This is a genomic window from Streptomyces sp. NPDC059850, assembly GCF_042731515.1.
Classification (GTDB): domain Bacteria; phylum Actinomycetota; class Actinomycetes; order Streptomycetales; family Streptomycetaceae; genus Streptomyces.
The window spans coordinates 1-16,749 of record NZ_JBHWJI010000085.1; the positions used below are offsets into that span (position 1 = coordinate 1).

General features: G+C 72.4%; 15 protein-coding genes and 2 pseudogenes. 8 read left to right on the forward strand and 9 right to left on the reverse strand.

Features of this window, described 5'->3' with window-relative positions; all coding sequences use genetic code 11:
- Nucleotides 1-121: 121 nt before the first annotated feature.
- From sucB to ACFV9T_RS39815, 4 genes are all read right to left on the reverse strand, one after another.
- A complete protein-coding gene (sucB, locus tag ACFV9T_RS39800) occupies nucleotides 122-1,834 on the reverse strand; it encodes a 2-oxoglutarate dehydrogenase, E2 component, dihydrolipoamide succinyltransferase (protein WP_385447956.1) in 1,713 nt (570 codons plus the stop codon).
- A gap of 55 nt (nucleotides 1,835-1,889) precedes the next feature.
- Nucleotides 1,890-3,278, reverse strand: a complete 1,389-nt coding sequence (gene lpdA, locus ACFV9T_RS39805) for a dihydrolipoyl dehydrogenase (protein ID WP_385447959.1) — start codon at nucleotides 3,276-3,278, stop codon at nucleotides 1,890-1,892.
- A 224-nt stretch (nucleotides 3,279-3,502) separates the two neighbouring features.
- A complete protein-coding gene (locus tag ACFV9T_RS39810; protein WP_385447961.1) occupies nucleotides 3,503-5,050 on the reverse strand; it encodes a leucyl aminopeptidase in 1,548 nt (515 codons plus the stop codon).
- Between the two features lie 120 nt (nucleotides 5,051-5,170).
- Entirely contained in the window at nucleotides 5,171-6,052 is an 882-nt protein-coding gene (locus ACFV9T_RS39815) for an adenosylcobinamide-GDP ribazoletransferase (RefSeq protein WP_385447963.1), read from the reverse strand.
- A 34-nt stretch (nucleotides 6,053-6,086) separates the two neighbouring features.
- On the opposite strand from ACFV9T_RS39815, the pseudogene ACFV9T_RS39820 reads away from it, so the two are divergent.
- Nucleotides 6,087-6,467 (forward strand): annotated as a pseudogene (locus ACFV9T_RS39820) (hypothetical protein); the annotation flags it as partial.
- Nucleotides 6,468-6,629: 162 nt separating this feature from the next.
- Nucleotides 6,630-6,989 (forward strand): annotated as a pseudogene (locus tag ACFV9T_RS39825) (hypothetical protein); the annotation flags it as partial.
- Between the two features lie 7 nt (nucleotides 6,990-6,996).
- On the opposite strand, the gene cobT reads toward ACFV9T_RS39825, so the two are convergent.
- Both cobT and ACFV9T_RS39835 read right to left on the reverse strand, forming a co-directional pair.
- Nucleotides 6,997-8,049 (reverse strand): nicotinate-nucleotide--dimethylbenzimidazole phosphoribosyltransferase, encoded by a 1,053-nt coding sequence (gene cobT / locus ACFV9T_RS39830; RefSeq protein ID WP_385448021.1) that lies wholly within the window; start codon nucleotides 8,047-8,049, stop codon nucleotides 6,997-6,999.
- 335 nt (nucleotides 8,050-8,384) lie between these two features.
- Nucleotides 8,385-9,587 (reverse strand): bifunctional adenosylcobinamide kinase/adenosylcobinamide-phosphate guanylyltransferase, encoded by a 1,203-nt coding sequence (locus ACFV9T_RS39835; RefSeq protein ID WP_385447966.1) that lies wholly within the window; start codon nucleotides 9,585-9,587, stop codon nucleotides 8,385-8,387.
- A gap of 149 nt (nucleotides 9,588-9,736) precedes the next feature.
- Here ACFV9T_RS39835 and ACFV9T_RS39840 point away from each other — a divergent pair, with 149 nt between their 5' ends.
- The gene (locus ACFV9T_RS39840; RefSeq protein WP_385447968.1) at nucleotides 9,737-9,940 is read left to right on the forward strand and encodes a hypothetical protein; all 204 of its coding nucleotides are present in this window, start codon (nucleotides 9,737-9,739) and stop codon (nucleotides 9,938-9,940) included.
- A gap of 55 nt (nucleotides 9,941-9,995) precedes the next feature.
- On the opposite strand, the gene ACFV9T_RS39845 is transcribed toward ACFV9T_RS39840, so the two are convergent.
- Both ACFV9T_RS39845 and ACFV9T_RS39850 read right to left on the reverse strand, forming a co-directional pair.
- Nucleotides 9,996-10,706 (reverse strand): class I SAM-dependent methyltransferase, encoded by a 711-nt coding sequence (locus ACFV9T_RS39845; protein WP_385448023.1) that lies wholly within the window; start codon nucleotides 10,704-10,706, stop codon nucleotides 9,996-9,998.
- Between the two features lie 80 nt (nucleotides 10,707-10,786).
- Nucleotides 10,787-11,383: a DUF3043 domain-containing protein gene (locus ACFV9T_RS39850; RefSeq protein ID WP_385447971.1), complete on the reverse strand. Its 597-nt coding sequence runs from the start codon at nucleotides 11,381-11,383 to the stop codon at nucleotides 10,787-10,789.
- A gap of 289 nt (nucleotides 11,384-11,672) precedes the next feature.
- Here ACFV9T_RS39850 and ACFV9T_RS39855 point away from each other — a divergent pair, with 289 nt between their 5' ends.
- The 4 genes from ACFV9T_RS39855 (at nucleotide 11,673) to ACFV9T_RS39870 (ending at nucleotide 14,822) form a co-directional block, all read left to right on the forward strand.
- Nucleotides 11,673-12,461, forward strand: a complete 789-nt coding sequence (locus tag ACFV9T_RS39855) for a PspA/IM30 family protein (RefSeq protein ID WP_385447974.1) — start codon at nucleotides 11,673-11,675, stop codon at nucleotides 12,459-12,461.
- 48 nt (nucleotides 12,462-12,509) lie between these two features.
- A complete protein-coding gene (locus tag ACFV9T_RS39860) occupies nucleotides 12,510-12,788 on the forward strand; it encodes a hypothetical protein (RefSeq protein WP_385447976.1) in 279 nt (92 codons plus the stop codon).
- Nucleotides 12,789-12,912: 124 nt separating this feature from the next.
- Entirely contained in the window at nucleotides 12,913-14,148 is a 1,236-nt protein-coding gene (locus ACFV9T_RS39865; protein WP_385447979.1) for a sensor histidine kinase, read from the forward strand.
- The gene (locus tag ACFV9T_RS39870; RefSeq protein ID WP_385447982.1) at nucleotides 14,145-14,822 is read left to right on the forward strand and encodes a response regulator; all 678 of its coding nucleotides are present in this window, start codon (nucleotides 14,145-14,147) and stop codon (nucleotides 14,820-14,822) included. Before ACFV9T_RS39865 ends, ACFV9T_RS39870 begins: the two co-directional genes overlap by 4 nt.
- A 21-nt stretch (nucleotides 14,823-14,843) precedes the next feature.
- On the opposite strand, the gene nadA is transcribed toward ACFV9T_RS39870, so the two are convergent.
- Nucleotides 14,844-16,031 (reverse strand): quinolinate synthase NadA, encoded by a 1,188-nt coding sequence (gene nadA, locus ACFV9T_RS39875; protein WP_385447984.1) that lies wholly within the window; start codon nucleotides 16,029-16,031, stop codon nucleotides 14,844-14,846.
- Nucleotides 16,032-16,256: 225 nt separating this feature from the next.
- On the opposite strand from nadA, the gene erpA reads away from it, so the two are divergent.
- Nucleotides 16,257-16,610 carry an iron-sulfur cluster insertion protein ErpA gene (gene erpA / locus ACFV9T_RS39880; protein WP_385447986.1) on the forward strand — a complete coding sequence of 118 codons (354 nt, stop codon included), beginning with the start codon at nucleotides 16,257-16,259 and terminating at the stop codon, nucleotides 16,608-16,610.
- The last annotated feature ends 139 nt before the right edge of the window (nucleotides 16,611-16,749 follow it).

Here is a 16,749-nt window from a genome sequence, read left to right on the forward strand (position 1 = left end):
GTATGGTATGCATTTATCTTGGGGCCACCTAACCTTGGTGGCACGTTCGCCTGGTTTACCAATAGGGGCCGCCCCCCGCCGGGTCGCCGGTGGGGGGCGCGGCCGTATGCCGGAGTGACGATCAGAGACCCAGCTCGACCTCGAACTCGCCGGCCTCCAGGATCTCCTTGACCGCGGTCAGGTAGCGGGCCGCGTCGGCACCGTCCACCAGGCGGTGGTCGTAGGAGAGCGCCAGGTACGTCATGTCGCGCACCGCGATGGTCTCGCCCAGGTCCGGGTGGTTGATGACCACCGGACGCTTGACGGTCGCGCCGATGCCCAGGATGGCGACCTGGTTCGGGGGCACGATGACCGTGTCGAACAGCGCACCGCGCGAGCCGGTGTTGCTGATCGTGAAGGTGGCGCCGGACATGTCGTCCGGGCTGATCTTGCTGGAGCGGACCTTGCCGGCCAGCTCCGCCGTCTTCTTGGAGATGCCCGCGATGTTGAGATCGCCGGCGCCCTTGATGACCGGGGTCATCAGGCCCTTCTCGGCGTCGACCGCGATGCCGATGTTCTCCACGTCGAAGTACGTGATCGTGTCGTCGTCGTTGATCCGGGCGTTGACGGCCGGGTGGGCCTTCAGCGCCTGGACGGCGGCTTTCACGAAGAACGGCATCGGCGAGAGCTTGACGCCCTCACGCTGCGCGAACGACTCCTTGGCCTGGTTGCGCAGCCGCATGACCTTGGTGATGTCCACCTCGACCACGCTGGTCAGCTGGGCCTGGCCGTGCAGGGCCTTCATCATGTTGTCGCCGATGACCTTGCGCATCCGCGGCATCTTGATGGTCTGGCCGCGCAGCGGGGAGACCTCCTGCTTGGCGGCCTTCGGCGCGGCGGCGGCCGGGGCCGGAGCCTGGGCCGCGGCCTTGGCGGCCTCGGCGGCGGCGATGACGTCCTGCTTGCGGATGCGGCCGCCGACGCCGGTGCCCTTGACGGTGCCCAGGTCCACGCCGTTCTCCGCGGCGAGCTTGCGCACCAGCGGGGTCACGTACGCGCCCTCGGCCTCGGGGGAGGCCGGAGCCGGGATGGACGGCGCCGGGGCCTGGGCGGCCGGGGCGGGCGCCGCCGGAGCCGGAGCGGGCGCCGGGGCCGGGGTGGGCTCCGGAGCGGGGGCCGGGGCCTCCTCCTTGACCGGCTCGGGAGCCGGGGCGGGAGCGGCCGGGGCCTCGGCGGGCGCGGCGGCCGGAGCGGCACCGGCGACGCCGATGACGGCGAGCTTGGCGCCGACCTCGGCGGTCTCGTCCTCGCCGACCAGGATCTCCAGCAGAGTGCCCGCGGCCGGGGCCGGGATCTCGGTGTCGACCTTGTCGGTGGAGACCTCCAGCAGCGGCTCGTCGGCCTCGACCGACTCGCCGACCTCCTTGAGCCAGCGGGTGACGGTGCCTTCGGTGACGCTCTCGCCGAGCGCCGGGAGGACCACATCGGTGCCCTCGGCGCCACCGGCCGGGGCGGCCGCGGGGGCCGGGGCCTCGGCGGCGGGGGCCGGGGTGGGCTCGGGCTGAGCCGCCGGAGCGGGCTCGGCCGCGGGGGCGGGGGCCTCGGCCGGGGCGCCCTCGCCGTCGTCGATGACGGCCAGCTCGGCGCCGACCTCGACCGTCTCGTCCTCGGCCACCTTGATGGACGTCAGCACACCGGCGCTGGGCGCCGGGATCTCGGTGTCGACCTTGTCGGTCGAGACCTCGAGCAGCGGCTCGTCGGCCTCGACGCGCTCACCTTCGGCCTTGAGCCAGCGGGTGACGGTGCCCTCGGTCACGCTCTCGCCGAGCGCCGGCAGGGTTACGGATACCGCCATGGTGTTCGGTTGCTCCTTAACGATCTGTGCGGAATGGGTCGCGCGCTCGGACTGACTAGTCGTGGGAGTGCAGCGGCTTGCCGGCAAGTGCCAGGTGGGCCTCGCCGAGCGCCTCGTTCTGGGTGGGGTGGGCGTGGACGAGCTGCGCGACCTCGGCCGGCAGCGCCTCCCAGTTGTAGATCAGCTGAGCCTCGCCGACCTGCTCGCCCATACGGTCACCGACCATGTGGACGCCGACGACAGCACCGTCGCGGACCTGGACGAGCTTGATCTCGCCCGTGGTCTTCAGGATCTTGCTCTTGCCGTTGCCCGCGAGGTTGTACTTCAGGGCGACGACCTTGTCCGCACCGTACAGCTCCTTGGCCTTGGCCTCGGTGATGCCGACGGAGGCGACCTCGGGGTGGCAGTACGTCACCCGGGGTACGCCGTCGTAGTCGATCGGAACGGGGTTCTGGCCGGCCAGGCGCTCGGCCACCAGCATGCCCTCGGCGAAGCCGACGTGGGCGAGCTGAAGCGTGGGGACCAGGTCACCGACGGCGGAGATGGTCGGGACGTTGGTCTGCATGTACTCGTCGGCCAGGACGTAGCCGCGGTCCATGGCGACCCCGGCCTCCTCGTAGCCCAGGCCCTGCGAGACCGGGCCGCGGCCGACGGCCACGAGCAGCACCTCGGCCTCGAAGGTCTTGCCGTTCTCCAGCGAGACCTTGACGCCGTCGGCGGTGTGCTCGACGCCCGAGAAGCGGGAGCCCAGGGAGAAGTTGATGCCGCGCTTGCGGAAGGCGCGCTCCAGCAGCTTGGAGCTGCTCTCGTCCTCGACCGGGACGAGGTGGGGAAGCGCCTCGACGATGGTGACGTCGGCCCCGAAGGACTTCCACGCGGAGGCGAACTCGACGCCGATCACGCCGCCGCCCAGCACGATCGCGGACTTCGGAACGCGGTCCAGGACCAGGGCGTGGTCCGAGGAGATGACGCGCTCGCCGTCGATCTCCAGGCCCGGCAGGGACTTCGGCACCGAACCGGTGGCGAGCAGGATGTGGCGGCCGGTGTAGCGCTCGCCGTTCACATCGACGGAGGTCGGGGAGGACAGCCGGCCCTCGCCCGTCACATAGGTGACCTTGCGGGACGCGATCAGCCCCTGCAGGCCCTTGTACAGGCCCGTGACCACGCCGTCCTTGTACTTGTGCACACCTTCGATGTCGATGCCCTCGAAGGTGGTCTTCACGCCGAATTCCGAGCCCTCACGAGCCTGGTCGGCCAGCTCACCGGCGTGCAGCAGAGCCTTGGTGGGAATGCAGCCGCGGTGCAGACAGGTGCCGCCCAGCTTGTCCTTCTCGATCAGGGCGACGTCCAGGCCCAGCTGCGCCCCGCGCAGGGCAGCGGCGTAACCGCCGCTACCGCCTCCGAGGATCACTAGGTCGAAAACGGTGCTGGCGTCGTTCGCCACGTCACGTCCTCCATGCATGGGTGCGCCGGGCCGGCCGTAGGTAGCCGGGCGGCGTCGGTTGTTCGGCCGCTTCTTGCTCGCAGCCCTGGTGTGGGGGCCCTGTCCTGCCGGGACAACATCTTCGCACTTGTTGACGGGAGGCGGGACGCGGGGCCGCTGTGTTCGATATCTCCGGACCCCGGATCAGGGGTTACCGGGCAGTACCCGGTATGGAGGTCTGCCGCTCAGCCTAGATCCCCGTCGGCGGTGCGCTCCGCGAGCCGTACCAGGGTGCGGACCGCGGACCCGGTGCCGCCCTTGGGGGTGTAGCCGAACGGACCGGACTCGTTGAAGGCGGGACCCGCGATGTCCAGGTGACCCCAGGCGATCCCGTCCTCGACGAACTCCTTCAGGAAGATACCGGCCACCAGACCGCCACCCATGCGCTCGCCCATGTTCGCCAGGTCGGCGACCGGGGAGTCGATGCCCTTGCGGAGGTGGGCGGGCATCGGCATCGGCCAGGACGCCTCGCCCGCCTCGTCCGCGGTCTCGTGCAGCGCGGTGCGGAACGCCTCGTCGTTCGACATGATCCCGAACGTGCGGTTGCCCAGCGCCAGCATCATCGCACCGGTCAGCGTCGCCACGTCGACGATCGCGTCCGGCTTCTCCTCGCACGCGCGGGCGAGCGCGTCGGCGAGCACGAGGCGGCCCTCGGCGTCGGTGTTCAGCACCTCGACCGTCTTGCCGCTGTACATCGAGAGCACATCGCCGGGACGGGTCGCCGAACCGGACGGCATGTTCTCGGCCAGCGCCAGCCAGCCGGTGATGTTGACCCGCAGCCCCAGCTTGGCCGCCGCCACCACCGCGGCGAACACCGCGGCCGCGCCGCTCATGTCGCACTTCATGGTCTCGTTGTGACCGGCCGGCTTCAGCGAGATACCGCCCGAGTCGTACGTGATGCCCTTGCCGACCAGCGCGAGCGTCTTCTCCGCCTTGGGGTGGGTGTACGCGATCCGCACCAGCCTCGGCGGGGCGTCCGAGCCCTGGCCCACGCCCAGGATGCCGCCGTACCCGCCCTTGGCGAGCGCCTTCTCGTCCAGCACCTCGGTCTTCAGCCCGTGCTCCTTGCCCGCGGTCACGGCGGCCGCCGCGAACGACGCCGGGTCGAGCAGGTTGGACGGGGTGTTGATCAGGTCGCGGGCGCGGTTGACCTCGGCGATCAGCGCCGTGGCCCGCTCGGCCGCCGCCTTGTACGCCTTGTCGCGCGGCTTGCCGCCGAGCAGGGTCACCTCGGCGAGCGGGCCGTTGTTCTTCGCGTCCTTGTCGCCCTTGGCGGCCTTGCCGCTCTTGGCGCCGTTGCCATTGGTCTTGTCGTACGCGTACGCACCGAGCAGCGCGCCCTCGGCGACCGCGGCCGCGTCCGCCGCGTCCTCGACGGGCAGCGCGAACGCGCCCTTCTTCGACCCCGCGAGCGCGCGGGCGGCCGCGCCCGCCGCGCGGCGCAGCGCCTCGGCGGCGAAGCCGTCGCCCTTCGCCGGAGCCTCGCCCAGGCCGACCGCCAGCACGACCGGGGCCTTGAGCCCGGACGCGGCGGGCAGCTTGGTCACCTCACCCTCGGCGCCGGTCGCGCCGAGGGTCTCCAGAACGGTGGCGAGCTTCCCGCCGAACGCCTTGTCCACGGCCTCGGCCCCCGGGGCGACGACGGGGCCCTTGGTCCCCTTCGCCACGCCGACGACAACGGCATCCGCGCGCAGCGTCGCGGCGGAGGAGGTGCTGAGAGTCAGTGCAGTCACAGTGGTCGGGTCCCTCTTCCGGTAGTTCACCGGCCGACACCGGATGTGGTCAGCCTCGGGACAACCCTATTTCAGAGCGCGGTTCGCCTCCGGGGGCACCGAAGCCTCCCTTCGTACGCCTCAGCCGAACGTCAGGACCAGCAGAGCCGCCGTGGCCGCCGTCTCGGCGAGGGCGCCGAAGACGTCGCCCGTCACGCCGTCGAAGCGGCGTACGCAGTGGCGGGAGAGCAGATCGGCGGCGCCGAGCCCGGCCAGGGCCGCCAGGCCGTGCATCGGCATCGCGTACACGCCGACGAGCGCGCCCGCCCCCGCGCACGCGACGACGGCCAGCGCGGCCGCTCCGGCCGCGGCCCGTGGCGGGACCACCCCGGCGACCGCCGCGCCCAGCCCCTCCGGCCGGGCCGCGGGCATCCCCTGGCGGGCCGCGAGGGTCAGGGCGCACCGGGCGACGAGCCCCGACGCGGCGGCGGCCACCGCGCCGCGCGTCCAGCTCTCCCCGTACAGCTCGGCCAGCGCCGCCACCTGTACGAGCAGCACGAACAGCAGGGTGATGACGCCGAACGGGCCGATGTCAGAGCGCTTCATGATCCGCAGCGCCTCGTCCGCGGGCTTGCCGCTGCCGAGGCCGTCCGCGGTGTCCGCGAGCCCGTCGAGGTGCAGCCCGCGGGTCAGTACGGCGGGTACGGCGGCGGTGGCGACGGCCGCGAGGAGCGGCCCGGCGCCGAGGAACAGCAGGACGCCGCCCAGCGCGGCCGCGCACAGCCCGACCGTCAGCCCGACCGGCAGGGCGCACAGCATGCCGACGCGCGCCGCCTCGCGATCCCAGCGCGCCACCCGTACGGGCAACGCCGTGAGCGTGCCGAAGGCGAAGCGGAGGCCGTCAACGAGGGAGGCGCGCGGGGGGTGTGCCGGGCGCGGCGGTATTACGGGATCCGTTTCCCCTGGTATCCCGGGGTCCGGATCCGGCTGGCGGTCGGGGGACTGCTCCGGCGTGGTGTCCATCGCGCCGCAGGGTATCGCGCGACCCTGACGGGCCATGGCCCATTGGTGGGAACGCAACATCGCCGAGCCCGGCAAGCTGCCGCTGCTCCTCGCGCTGGCCTCGTTCATCCTCTCGTTCGTGATCACGCGCACGATCACCCGGCTGATCAAGGCGGGCAAGGGCCCGTTCCGCGACGTCACCCCCGGTGGGGTCCATGTGCACCACGTGGTGCCCGGCGTGATCCTGACCGTCATCGGCGGCTTCGGCGCGGTCGCCAGCGCGCGGCACGGGGCGGGGGCGGCGGTCTCGGCGGTGCTCTTCGGGGTGGGCGCGGGGCTGGTGCTCGACGAGTTCGCGCTGATCCTCCACCTGCACGACGTCTACTGGTCCGAGCAGGGCAGACAGAGCGTCGAGGTCGTCGTGGTCACCGCGGCCCCAGGGGGTGTCTTGCCGGTCATGCCGGGCTCGCGACGCCTGGCACGGCACCTCGCGGCCCCGCGCTCGTCGCGCGCAGCGCCGCTGCGCTCTCCTCACGCGGGTTGCGATGCACCGCACCAGACGCCGCTCGCTGATCCGGCCTGACCGGCAAGACACCCCCTAGTCGCGCTGGTGCTCAGCGGCTTCCTGCCGTTCGGGGTGAACGAGATGTCGGAGGCCGAGCGCGGCGACCGCGGGGCGGTGGTCGCGGAGGTCTCCGTCAACTTCGCCTTCGCGCTACTGGCCCTCGTCAAGGGCAAGTTGCGGATCGCGGTGATCGGGGTGCTGGTGCCGCTGGTGGCGATCGTCGGCGCGGTACGGCTGGCGCGCCCCGGATCGCCGTGGGCGCGCCGCGTCTACCGCCACCGGCCCCGGACCCGGGCGCGGGCCCGCCGCCGGGCCGCGCGCCACGACGCGCGCTGGGACGGGGTACGGCGGCGGCTCCAGGACTGGATCGGCGGCTTCACCGAACCGTCCTGAGCGACCGTCAGTCCTTGTCGTCCTGTGCCCGCTCGGGCAGTTCCCCCGCGAGCGCCGCGGCCGCCTGGACCAGCGGCAGCGCCAGCAGCGCCCCCGCGCCCTCGCCCACGGTCACGCCGTGGTCGAGCAGCGGGTCGAGCGCGATCCGGTCGAGCGCCTTCTCCTGCGCCGGTTCGCCGCTGGCCTGCCCCGCCAGCCACCAGTCCGGCGCGCGGAACGCCACCCGCTGGGCGACCAGCGCGCAGGCCGCCGAGACGACGCCGTCCAGGATCACGGGGGTGCGGCGCACCGCGCTCTGGAGCAGAAAGCCGGTGATCGCGGTGAGGTCCGCGCCGCCGACCGTGGCCAGCAGCTGGAGCTGGTCGCCGAGGACCGGACGGGCCCGGCGCAGCCCGTCCCGGATCGCCGCGCACTTGCGCATCCAGGCCAGATCGTCGATCCCGGCCCCGCCGCGCCCGGTCACCACGGACGCGTCCGTGCCGCACAGCGCGGCGGTCAGGGTGGCCGCGGCGGTGGTGCCGCCGACGCTGAGGTCGCCGAGCACGATGAGGTCCGTACCCGCGTCGGCTTCCTCGTCGGCGATGGCCATGCCGGTACGGAACGCCTGCTCGGCCTCCTCGGCGGTCAGCGCGTCCTCGATGTCGAGCCGCCCCGAACCCCGGCGCACCCGGTGCCGGGTGACCTCGGCGGGCAGGTCGGCGGGGTCGCAGTCCAGCGCCATGTCGACGACGCGGACGGGCACCCCGAAGCGGCGGGCGAGCACGGCGACGCTGCTCTCGCCGTCGATCACGGCGCGGACGAGTGCGTGGGCGCTGCCTGCGGGGCGGGCGGAGACGCCGAGTTCGGCGATGCCGTGGTCGCCCGCGAACAGCACCACGCGGGGGCGTTCGATGGGCTTGACCGGCACCTGCTGCTGGGCGGCGGCCAGCCACTCACCCAGCTCGTCCAGCCGCCCGAGTGCGCCGGGCGGCGGCGCCAGCCGCTCCCGCCGCTCCTCGGCGTCACGTCGGATGCCCCCGTCGGGGCGCTCGATCAGGTCGACGAAGTCATCGAGATTCAGGCCGCTGCTCACGCCGTGAACCCTACCGGCCACCCGATGTTGAAACCCCGGCCCCCGGGAATCCCCCCGGCCGGGGGCCTCTTCCCCCACCCCGCCCCTTCCCGAAACCGGGGGACACCCCCGGGCCCCCGGCAGCTCCGCTGCACCCTCGCGCCGCGGGGCGGGGCCGTGCTGCTGTGGCTGGGGTTTCGTCGCCGGGTGCGGCCCGGTGGCCGGGTTGTGCCCACCCGTTCCGCCCCGCCGGGCGTACAACCCAGCCCCTCCGGCGATTGAGGAGCGGGGTCCGGGGCGGAGCCCCGGTTTCGGGAAGGGGCGGGGTGGGGGAGAAACCCGGGTCAGCCGCGCAACGGCAGGGGCTGGCCCGCCACCACCAGCAGGACCTGCTCGCACTCGCCCGCGAACCCCGCGTTCAGCCGCCCCAGTTCGTCCCGGAACCGCCGCCCCGCCGCCGTCGCGGGCACCACCCCGGCGCCGACCTCGTTGCTCACCGCCACCACCGTCCGCTCCGTCGCCCGCACCGCCGCGACGAGCGCGGCGACCCGCTCGTGCAGGGCGCGTTCACCGCCGTTGGCCCACTTCTCGTCGTCCCAGGCGCCGACCGAGTCCATCGCGTCGGTGAGCCACAGCGACAGACAGTCGATCAGCAGCGGGGCGCCGTCCCGTGCCAGCAGCGGCACCAGATCGCAGGTCTCGGCCGTACGCCACGAACCGGGCCGCCGGTCGCGGTGGGCGGCGATACGGGCGGCCCACTCCCCGTCGCCGTCCCGGGTGCCGCCGGTCGCCACGTACAGCACGTCGGGGAAGGCGGCCAGCCGCCGTTCCGCTTCGAGCGACTTGCCGGACCGCGCCCCGCCCAGCACCAGGGTGCGCCGCGGCAGGTCCGGCACCTCGTGGTACTCGCCGACGAACAGCGTCTTCCCGTCCGGTACGGCCCGCGCGCCCGCCGTCGCGAGACGGCGGTGCATCTCGGCGCCGGGCGGCACGGTGTGGTCGAGGTGGACGGCCACCACATCGGTGGTGGCGCCCACGCCGCCGGACGACCGGAGCCGGGCCAGCGCGTCCGGGCGGCCGAGGACGTCGAGCACGACCATGTCGTACGGCTCGGGAACGGGACCGGACAGCCCGGACGGGGCGCCGCCCGGCGGCAGGTACAGCAGGCGGCTGCCGTCGGGGCCGGTCACCTCGTACCCCGTGCCGGGCGAGTCCAGCGCCACCGCCCGCACCCGGTGCCCGCTGATCAGGGACAGTTCGCGCCCGTCCGGCACCCGCCCCGGCGCCGGGAGCCCGGCCGGGAACTCGACGGCCGGCCCCGCGTGGGGATGGGAGAGGAGCACCTGCCGCACCCCGACCAGCGAGTATCCGGCCCGCGCCGCCGCGAAGGCGGCGCCCGGAGTGAGGTCGAGGAGCAGCGCGCCGTCGATCAGCAGTGCCGTCGCCGCCCGTGCCTCGTCGCCGACAGCGGTCGCGCAGGCCGCGCAGGGACAGCCGTGGCGCGGCAGTCCATCGGGGGCCCCGGTGCCCAGAAGAGTGAGTTCCACGCCACGATCGTCTCGCGTCCCCGCGGGGCGGGCGCGCCGGGTCACCCTCCACGGCGGTGTACCGATCGGTTCGGAGCCGTACGGAGTGATCAGTCGCCTAGGCTGCGGGCAGATATCACGTGTCGACCGGTGGGATCGAGGAGGCGGACATGGCCTGGACGTGGCGGTTCGAGAAGTCCGACGGGACGGAGACGGCACCCGCGGTGCAGCCCGAGGAGTTCCCGACCCAGGGGGACGCGGAGTCATGGATCGGTGAGGAGTGGAAGGCGCTGCTGGAAGGCGGCGCGGAACAGGTCACGCTCTTCGAGGACGGGTCGAAGATCTACGGCCCGATGAGCCTGAACGCGGAATAGCCGAGCAACAGGGGGGGGGCGGGGCGCCGCCCCCCTCAGCCGCGCACGCCGCACATCAGCCGCGTACGCCGCACAGATGCAGCAGCGCCGCCACCGCGCGGTACGGATCGGTGCGCCCGGCCCGCTCCTCGGCGGCCAGCAGGCGGTCCCACTCGGGGGACGGCGGGGGCTCGGCGGTGTCGGGGGCCTGGTCGGTGAAGACCCGCACCCCGTACCAGGCGTGCAGCGGAGCCCCGATCGCGGTGAGCGTCGTGGTCAGCTCCTCGCGCCGGTCGGCGCGGACCTGGAGCCCGAGGCGGTTCGTATACACCGGGGAGTCGAACGAGCCGAGCGCGGTGTCCCAGTCACCGGCCAGCCCCGGCCGCATCGCGAGCGCGTCGGCGTTGCGCACCAGGAGCGAGAGCAGTCCGCCGGGGGCCAGCACCCGGGCCAGACCGGCGAGCAGCGGGTCCGGCTCGGCCGCGTACATCAGCACCCCGTGGCAGAGCACCACGTCGAAGGCGCCGGGCAGGAACGTCGCGCCGGTCTCCCGGCCGTCGCCCTGCAGCAGCCTCACCCGCTGCCGGATGCCCTCGGGCTCGTCGGCCAGCGCGGTACGGGCCGCCTCCAGCATCGCCGGATCGGATTCGACGCCGGTCACCTGGTGACCGGCACGGGCTAATCGCAGCGCCTGGGTGCCCTGGCCGAGGCCGACGTCGAGCACCCTGAGCCGCTGGTCGAAACGGAACCGCGAGGTGATCTGCTCATCGAGCTGATGGGCGACCAGGGCCTGGCGGACCGTGTTCCGTAAGCTTCCGAGGCCGCCGAGCCAGCCGGCCGCCCCACCGGCGAAGCCGGAGGTCCCGCTCAGGGCCGCTCTCCGCGCTTGACCTGCGGCTTGGGCAGACGCAGCCGGCGCATCTGGAGGGTGCGCATGAGGGCGTACGCGATGACGCCCCGCAGGTTCTCGTCCGGGAACTTCTGCCGCAGCTGCCGCTTGAGCTGGAAGGCGAGGACGAACGAGTTCAGGACGATCAGCACGATGACGACCATCCACAGCAGCAGCACATAGCTCTGCATGGCCCCGGCCTGGATCATGCTGAGCACCATGATCAGCACGGCGAGCGGCAGGAAGAACTCGGCGATGACGAACCGCGAGTCCACGTAGTCACGGGCGAAGCGGCGCACCGGACCCTTGTCGCGGGCGGGCAGATAGCGCTCGTCGCCACCGGCCAGCGCCTCGCGCTGGCGCGTCAGATCGGCGCGGCGGGCCTCCTTCTGCCGCTTGGCGGCGTCCTTGCGGGTCGTCGGCGTATTCGCCAGGCTGCGGCGCTGCGACTGGGCCACACTCCGCTTGGGAGTGGGGCGGCCCTTGGGCGCCTGAGGGTCACGGGTCTGCTGCGGCTGGTCCGCGGTCACCTTGGCGGTGGCGGCCTGCTCATCCTTGGAACGGCTTCGGAACACAAAGCCCAAGGGTACGGGTTCGCGAGTGTGGGCCCCAGTGTCAGGGGGAAAGATCCGGCAACCGCTTTCCCGCCGCGCACGCGACAGAAACGGGCAAAGCGGGCGGAGTGGGCGGGGTGGGCGGGGTGGTCGCGCTCCTCCCTGCGCCGGAGGCGCCCGGACCGCGATCGTCCTGCAGGAGGAGCGCGGGACGGGCGGAACAGTGCGGTAATGGAAGCAGGGCCCGTAGGCTGGGTCTGTTGGGTGTGCTGGTTCCACAAAGTCCGTCAGAAGGGGGCGCGCGAGGCCCATGAGCGGTGTCATGAAGCGTATGGGGATGATCTTCCGCGCGAAGGCCAACAAGGCCCTGGACCGGGCCGAGGACCCGCGCGAGACCCTTGACTACTCGTACCAGAAGCAGCTGGAGCTGCTGCAGAAGGTCCGGCGCGGGGTGGCCGACGTGGCCACCTCCCGTAAGCGTCTGGAGCTGCAGCTCAACCAGTTGCAGGGCCAGTCCGCCAAGCTGGAGGACCAGGGCCGCAAGGCGCTCGCGCTCGGCCGGGAGGACCTGGCGCGCGAGGCGCTGTCCCGCCGTGCCGCGCTGCAGCAGCAGGTCACCGACCTGGAGGCGCAGCACCAGACGCTGCAGGGCGAGGAGGAGAAGCTCACCCTGGCCTCGCAGCGGCTGCAGGCCAAGGTCGACGCGTTCCGCACCCGCAAGGAGACCATCAAGGCCACCTACACCGCGGCCCAGGCGCAGACCCGGATCGGCGAGGCGTTCTCCGGCATCTCCGAGGAGATGGGCGACGTCGGCATGGCGATCCAGCGTGCCGAGGACAAGACCGCGCAGATGCAGGCCCGCGCGGGCGCGATCGACGAGCTGCTGGCCTCGGGCGCGCTCGACGACCAGTCCGGGATGGCCAAGGACGACATCGCGGCCGAGCTGGACCGGATCTCCGGCGGCACGGACGTCGAGCTGGAGCTGCAGCGGATGAAGGCCGAGCTGGCCGGTGGCGGCAGCTCGCAGCAGGCGATCGAGGGCGGCCAGCAGGACCAGTCGCAGCAGTCGCCGAATCAGCATAAGTTCGACAAGCAGTAGCCGCCCCCGCCCGGGCGTGGTCTTCTCCGGCGTCCCAAGGAGGTCGTCATGATCGTACGGATCATGGGGGAGGGGCAGATGCGGGTGGACGACAGCCATCTGCCCGGACTCAACAAGCTGGACGACGATCTGCTCGCCGAAATCGAGAGCGGCGACCACGACGGCTTCCGGCGCACCTTCGGCGCGCTCCTCGACGCGGTGCGCTCGGCGGGCGAGCCGCTGCCCGCCGACGCGCTGGAGCCGTCCGATCTGATCCTGCCCGCCCCCGAGGCGACGCTCGAGGACGTCAAGGCGATGCTCAAGGACGACGGCCTCATCCCGGGCTGACACCGTGCCCGCAGACCGAGCGTCCTCGCAGGCGACATACCAGGCCACGGACCAGGTCCCGGCGGATCGCGCCGATGCCGTACGGGAGACGCGTCGCCGGGGCGGCGGGGCGCGGCGTTTACCGTTGGATCCCGTGACTCCCCTCGCCGTCGGGCCCGGCCTGGCCCGTCCGCACCGCTGGCTGGCCGCCCATCCACGTGCCCTGGACACCCTCGTGGCCGCGGGCTGCCTCGCCCTGATCCTCATCGGCGCGGTGTCCAACCCGCATCTGCGCGACCACCAGCACATCGGTGCCTTCTTCGGGCTGCTGGCCACCCTCACCTCCGCCTCGCTCGTCCTGCGCCGTGAGCTGCCGCGCGCGGTGCTGGCGTTCACCTGCGCGATCAGCGTCATCGAGATCGTCACCAACGACGACGGGCCGCCGCGCACCTCGATCGTCTTCGGGGTCGTGGTCGCGCTCTACACCGTCGCCGCGCGCACCGACCGGCCCACCACCTGGCGGATCGGCGCCGTCACGGCCGTGGTGCTCACCGGCACCGGCATGCTCTTCGGGCTCACCCCCTGGTACGCGCAGGAGAACTGGGGCATCTTCGCCTGGACCGGGCTCGCCGCCGCCGTGGGCGACGCCGTCCGCAGCCGCCGCGCCTTCATCGCCGCGATCGAGGAGCGGGCCGAGCGCGCCGAGCGCACCCGCGAGGAGGAGGCCCGGCGCCGGGTCGCCGAGGAGCGGCTGCGGATCGCCCGCGAGCTGCACGACGTCGTCGCGCACCACATCGCGCTGGTCAACGTCCAGGCCGGGGTCGCCTCGCACGTCATGGACAACCGCCCGGACCAGGCCAAGGAGGCGCTCGCCCACGTACGCCAGGCCAGCCGCTCGGCGCTGGACGAACTGCGCGCCACCGTCGGCCTGCTCCGGCAGTACGGCGACCCCGCAGCGCCCACCGAGCCCGCGCCGGGCCTCGGCGTCCTCGACCAGCTGGTGGACGGCTTCGTACGGGCCGGGATGCGGGTCGAGGTCAAGGAGCATCCGCAGGACGGCCTCGGGGCACTCGCCGGTTCGGTGGACCTCACCGCGTACCGGGTGGTCCAGGAGGCGCTGACCAATGTGCACAAGCACGCCGGGCCCGATGTCAGGGCCGAGGTCCGCATCGTCCGCACGGACGGCGCGCTGGAGATCACCGTACGGGACGACGGCGTCGGCAATCCGTCCGGCGACGACGGGGGCGGCCACGGGCTGCTGGGGATGCGCGAGCGGGTCGCCGCGCTGCGCGGCACCTGCGAGGCGGGGACCCGCCCCGAGGGCGGCTTCGAGGTGCGGGCGACACTTCCTCTGCAGACCCGCAGGGGAGGGGATTCATGACGATCAAGGTGCTGCTCGCTGATGACCAGACGCTGTTGCGCAGCGCGTTCCGGGTGCTGGTCGACTCGGAGCCCGATATGGAAGTGGTCGGCGAGGCATCGGACGGCGCCGAGGCGGTCGACATCGTGCGCGCCAAGGGCGCCGACGTGGTGCTGATGGACATCCGCATGCCCGGTACGGACGGGCTCGCCGCCACCCGCATGATCAGCGAGGATCCGCTCCTCGCGGACGTCCGGGTGGTCATGCTGACCACCTTCGAGGTCGACGAGTACGTGGTGGACTCGCTGCGGGCCGGGGCGAGCGGCTTCCTCGGCAAGGGCGCCGAACCCGGCGAGCTGCTGGCCGCCATCCGCATCGCGGCGGCGGGCGAGGCGCTGCTCTCCCCGGTCGCCACCAAGGGCCTGATCGCCCGCTTCCTGGCCCAGGGCGCCCCGGTCTCCGGCGACAGCCCGTACGAGGCCTCCCGGCTGGACGCCCTCACGGGCCGGGAGCGCGAGGTCCTGGTCCAGGTCGCGGGCGGCCACTCCAACGACGAGATCGCCACCCGCCTGGAGGTCAGCCCGCTGACCGTGAAGACGCACGTCAACCGGGCGATGGCGAAGCTGGGCGCGCGGGACCGGGCCCAGCTGGTGGTCATCGCGTACGAGACGGGCCTGGTCCGCCCGGGGGCGTGAACCCCCGGGCGGGACGGGAGGCTACGGCAGCGCCAGCATCCGTTCCAGCGCGGCCTTCGCGTGGGCCTCCGTCTCGGCGTCCACCTGGATGCGGTTCACGACCTTGCCCGCCACCAGCGACTCCAGGGCCCACACCAGGTGCGGCAGGTCGATCCGGTTCATGGTCGAGCAGAAGCACACCGTCTTGTCGAGGAAGACGATCTCCTTGTCCTCGGCGGCGAATCGGTTCGCCAGCCGCCGGACGAGGTTCAGCTCGGTGCCGATGGCCCACTTGCTGCCAGGCGGGGCGGCTTCGAGCGCCTTGATGATGTACTCGGTCGAGCCGACGAGGTCCGCCGCCGCGACGACCTCGTGCTTGCACTCGGGGTGCACCAGCACGTTGACGCCCGGTATGCGCTCGCGGACGTCCCGTACGGACTCCAGCGAGAAGCGGCCGTGCACCGAGCAGTGGCCGCGCCACAGGATCATCTTGGCGGCGCGCAGCTGCTCGGCGGTCAGCCCGCCACCGGGCTTGTGCGGGTTGTAGACGACGCAGTCGTCCAGCGTCATGCCCATGTCCCGCACGGCGGTGTTCCGGCCCAGGTGCTGATCGGGCAGGAACAGCACCTTCTCCCCCTGCTGGAACGCCCAGTCCAGGGCGCGGCGGGCGTTGGAGGAGGTGCAGATCGTGCCGCCGTGGCGGCCGGTGAAGGCCTTGATGTCGGCGGATGAGTTCATGTACGAGACGGGCACCGTCGTCCCGGCGACGCCCGCGTCGGTCAGCACGTCCCAGCACTCGGCGACCTGCTCGGCGGTGGCCATGTCGGCCATCGAGCAGCCCGCCGCCAGGTCGGGGAGGACGACCTGCTGGGCGTCGCCGGTCAGGATGTCGGCGGATTCCGCCATGAAGTGCACACCGCAGAAGACGATGTACTCGGCGTCCGGCCGGGCGGCCGCGTCACGGGCGAGCTTGAAGGAGTCGCCGGTGACATCGGCGAATTCGATGACCTCGTCGCGCTGGTAGTGGTGGCCGAGCACGAAGACCTTGTCGCCGAGCTTCTCCTTGGCCGCGCGGGCGCGGGCCACCAGATCCGGGTCGGAGGGCGCGGGGAGGTCGCCGGGGCACTCCACACCGCGTTCGCTCCTCGGGTCGGCGTCACGGCCGAGCAGGAGCAGCGCGAGCGGGGTCGGCTGGACGTCGAGGGGCTGGGCGGTGGTCACAACACGCACCCTTCTTTCTTCACTCGGAACCCTAATCGTCAATTTGACGCTATCTATCATAACCGCTTCACGTCATGTTGACGATGGGCATCGCGTCGATGTGACGCATTCCGGACCGCGTGCCCTGTGTGCGAGCATGAAGTGCCAGGAACATGCGCTGGGCCCGGAATGAATCCGGGGTGCCGTTGGTTGGTGCCGACGGCAAGTAGTCCGTACGACCCGGGAGAGAAGCAGATGACCGTTCAGGACGAGACCACCGCGAGCGAGGGCATCATCCTGTCCGACGCCGCCGCGTCGAAGGTCAAGAGCCTGCTGGAGCAGGAGGGCCGCGAGGACCTCGCGCTGCGCGTCGCCGTCCAGCCCGGTGGCTGCTCCGGCCTGCGCTACCAGCTCTTCTTCGACGAGCGCGCGCTCGACGGCGACGTCGTGAAGGACTTCGACGGCGTCAAGGTCGTGACCGACCGGATGAGTGCCCCGTACCTGGGCGGTGCCTCGATCGACTTCGTCGACACCATCGAGAAGCAGGGCTTCACGATCGACAACCCGAACGCCTCGGGCTCCTGCGCCTGCGGCGACTCCTTCAGCTGAGCCCTGAAGCGACCGGCATACGGAGGCGGGGGGGGGGGGGGGTGGGGCGCCCCACGGGAGGGGTTGGGGGTGTTGATGTTTGAGCGTGATGGGGTGGTTGGGGTGAGATGGGGATAGAGAAACAGCACACCACACCGCA

Excerpts from the sequence above, each read along its gene's own strand:
- sucB (WP_385447956.1), bottom strand. The coding sequence starts at position 1,834 with ATGGCGGTATCCGTAACCCTGCCGGCGCTCGGCGAGAGCGTGACCGAG.
- ACFV9T_RS39815 (WP_385447963.1), bottom strand. The coding sequence starts at position 6,052 with ATGGACACCACGCCGGAGCAGTCCCCCGACCGCCAGCCGGATCCGGAC.
- ACFV9T_RS39840 (WP_385447968.1), top strand. The coding sequence starts at position 9,737 with ATGGCCTGGACGTGGCGGTTCGAGAAGTCCGACGGGACGGAGACGGCA.
- ACFV9T_RS39855 (WP_385447974.1), top strand. The coding sequence starts at position 11,673 with ATGAGCGGTGTCATGAAGCGTATGGGGATGATCTTCCGCGCGAAGGCC.
- ACFV9T_RS39860 (WP_385447976.1), top strand. The coding sequence starts at position 12,510 with ATGATCGTACGGATCATGGGGGAGGGGCAGATGCGGGTGGACGACAGC.
- ACFV9T_RS39870 (WP_385447982.1), top strand. The coding sequence starts at position 14,145 with ATGACGATCAAGGTGCTGCTCGCTGATGACCAGACGCTGTTGCGCAGC.
- erpA (WP_385447986.1), top strand. The coding sequence starts at position 16,257 with ATGACCGTTCAGGACGAGACCACCGCGAGCGAGGGCATCATCCTGTCC.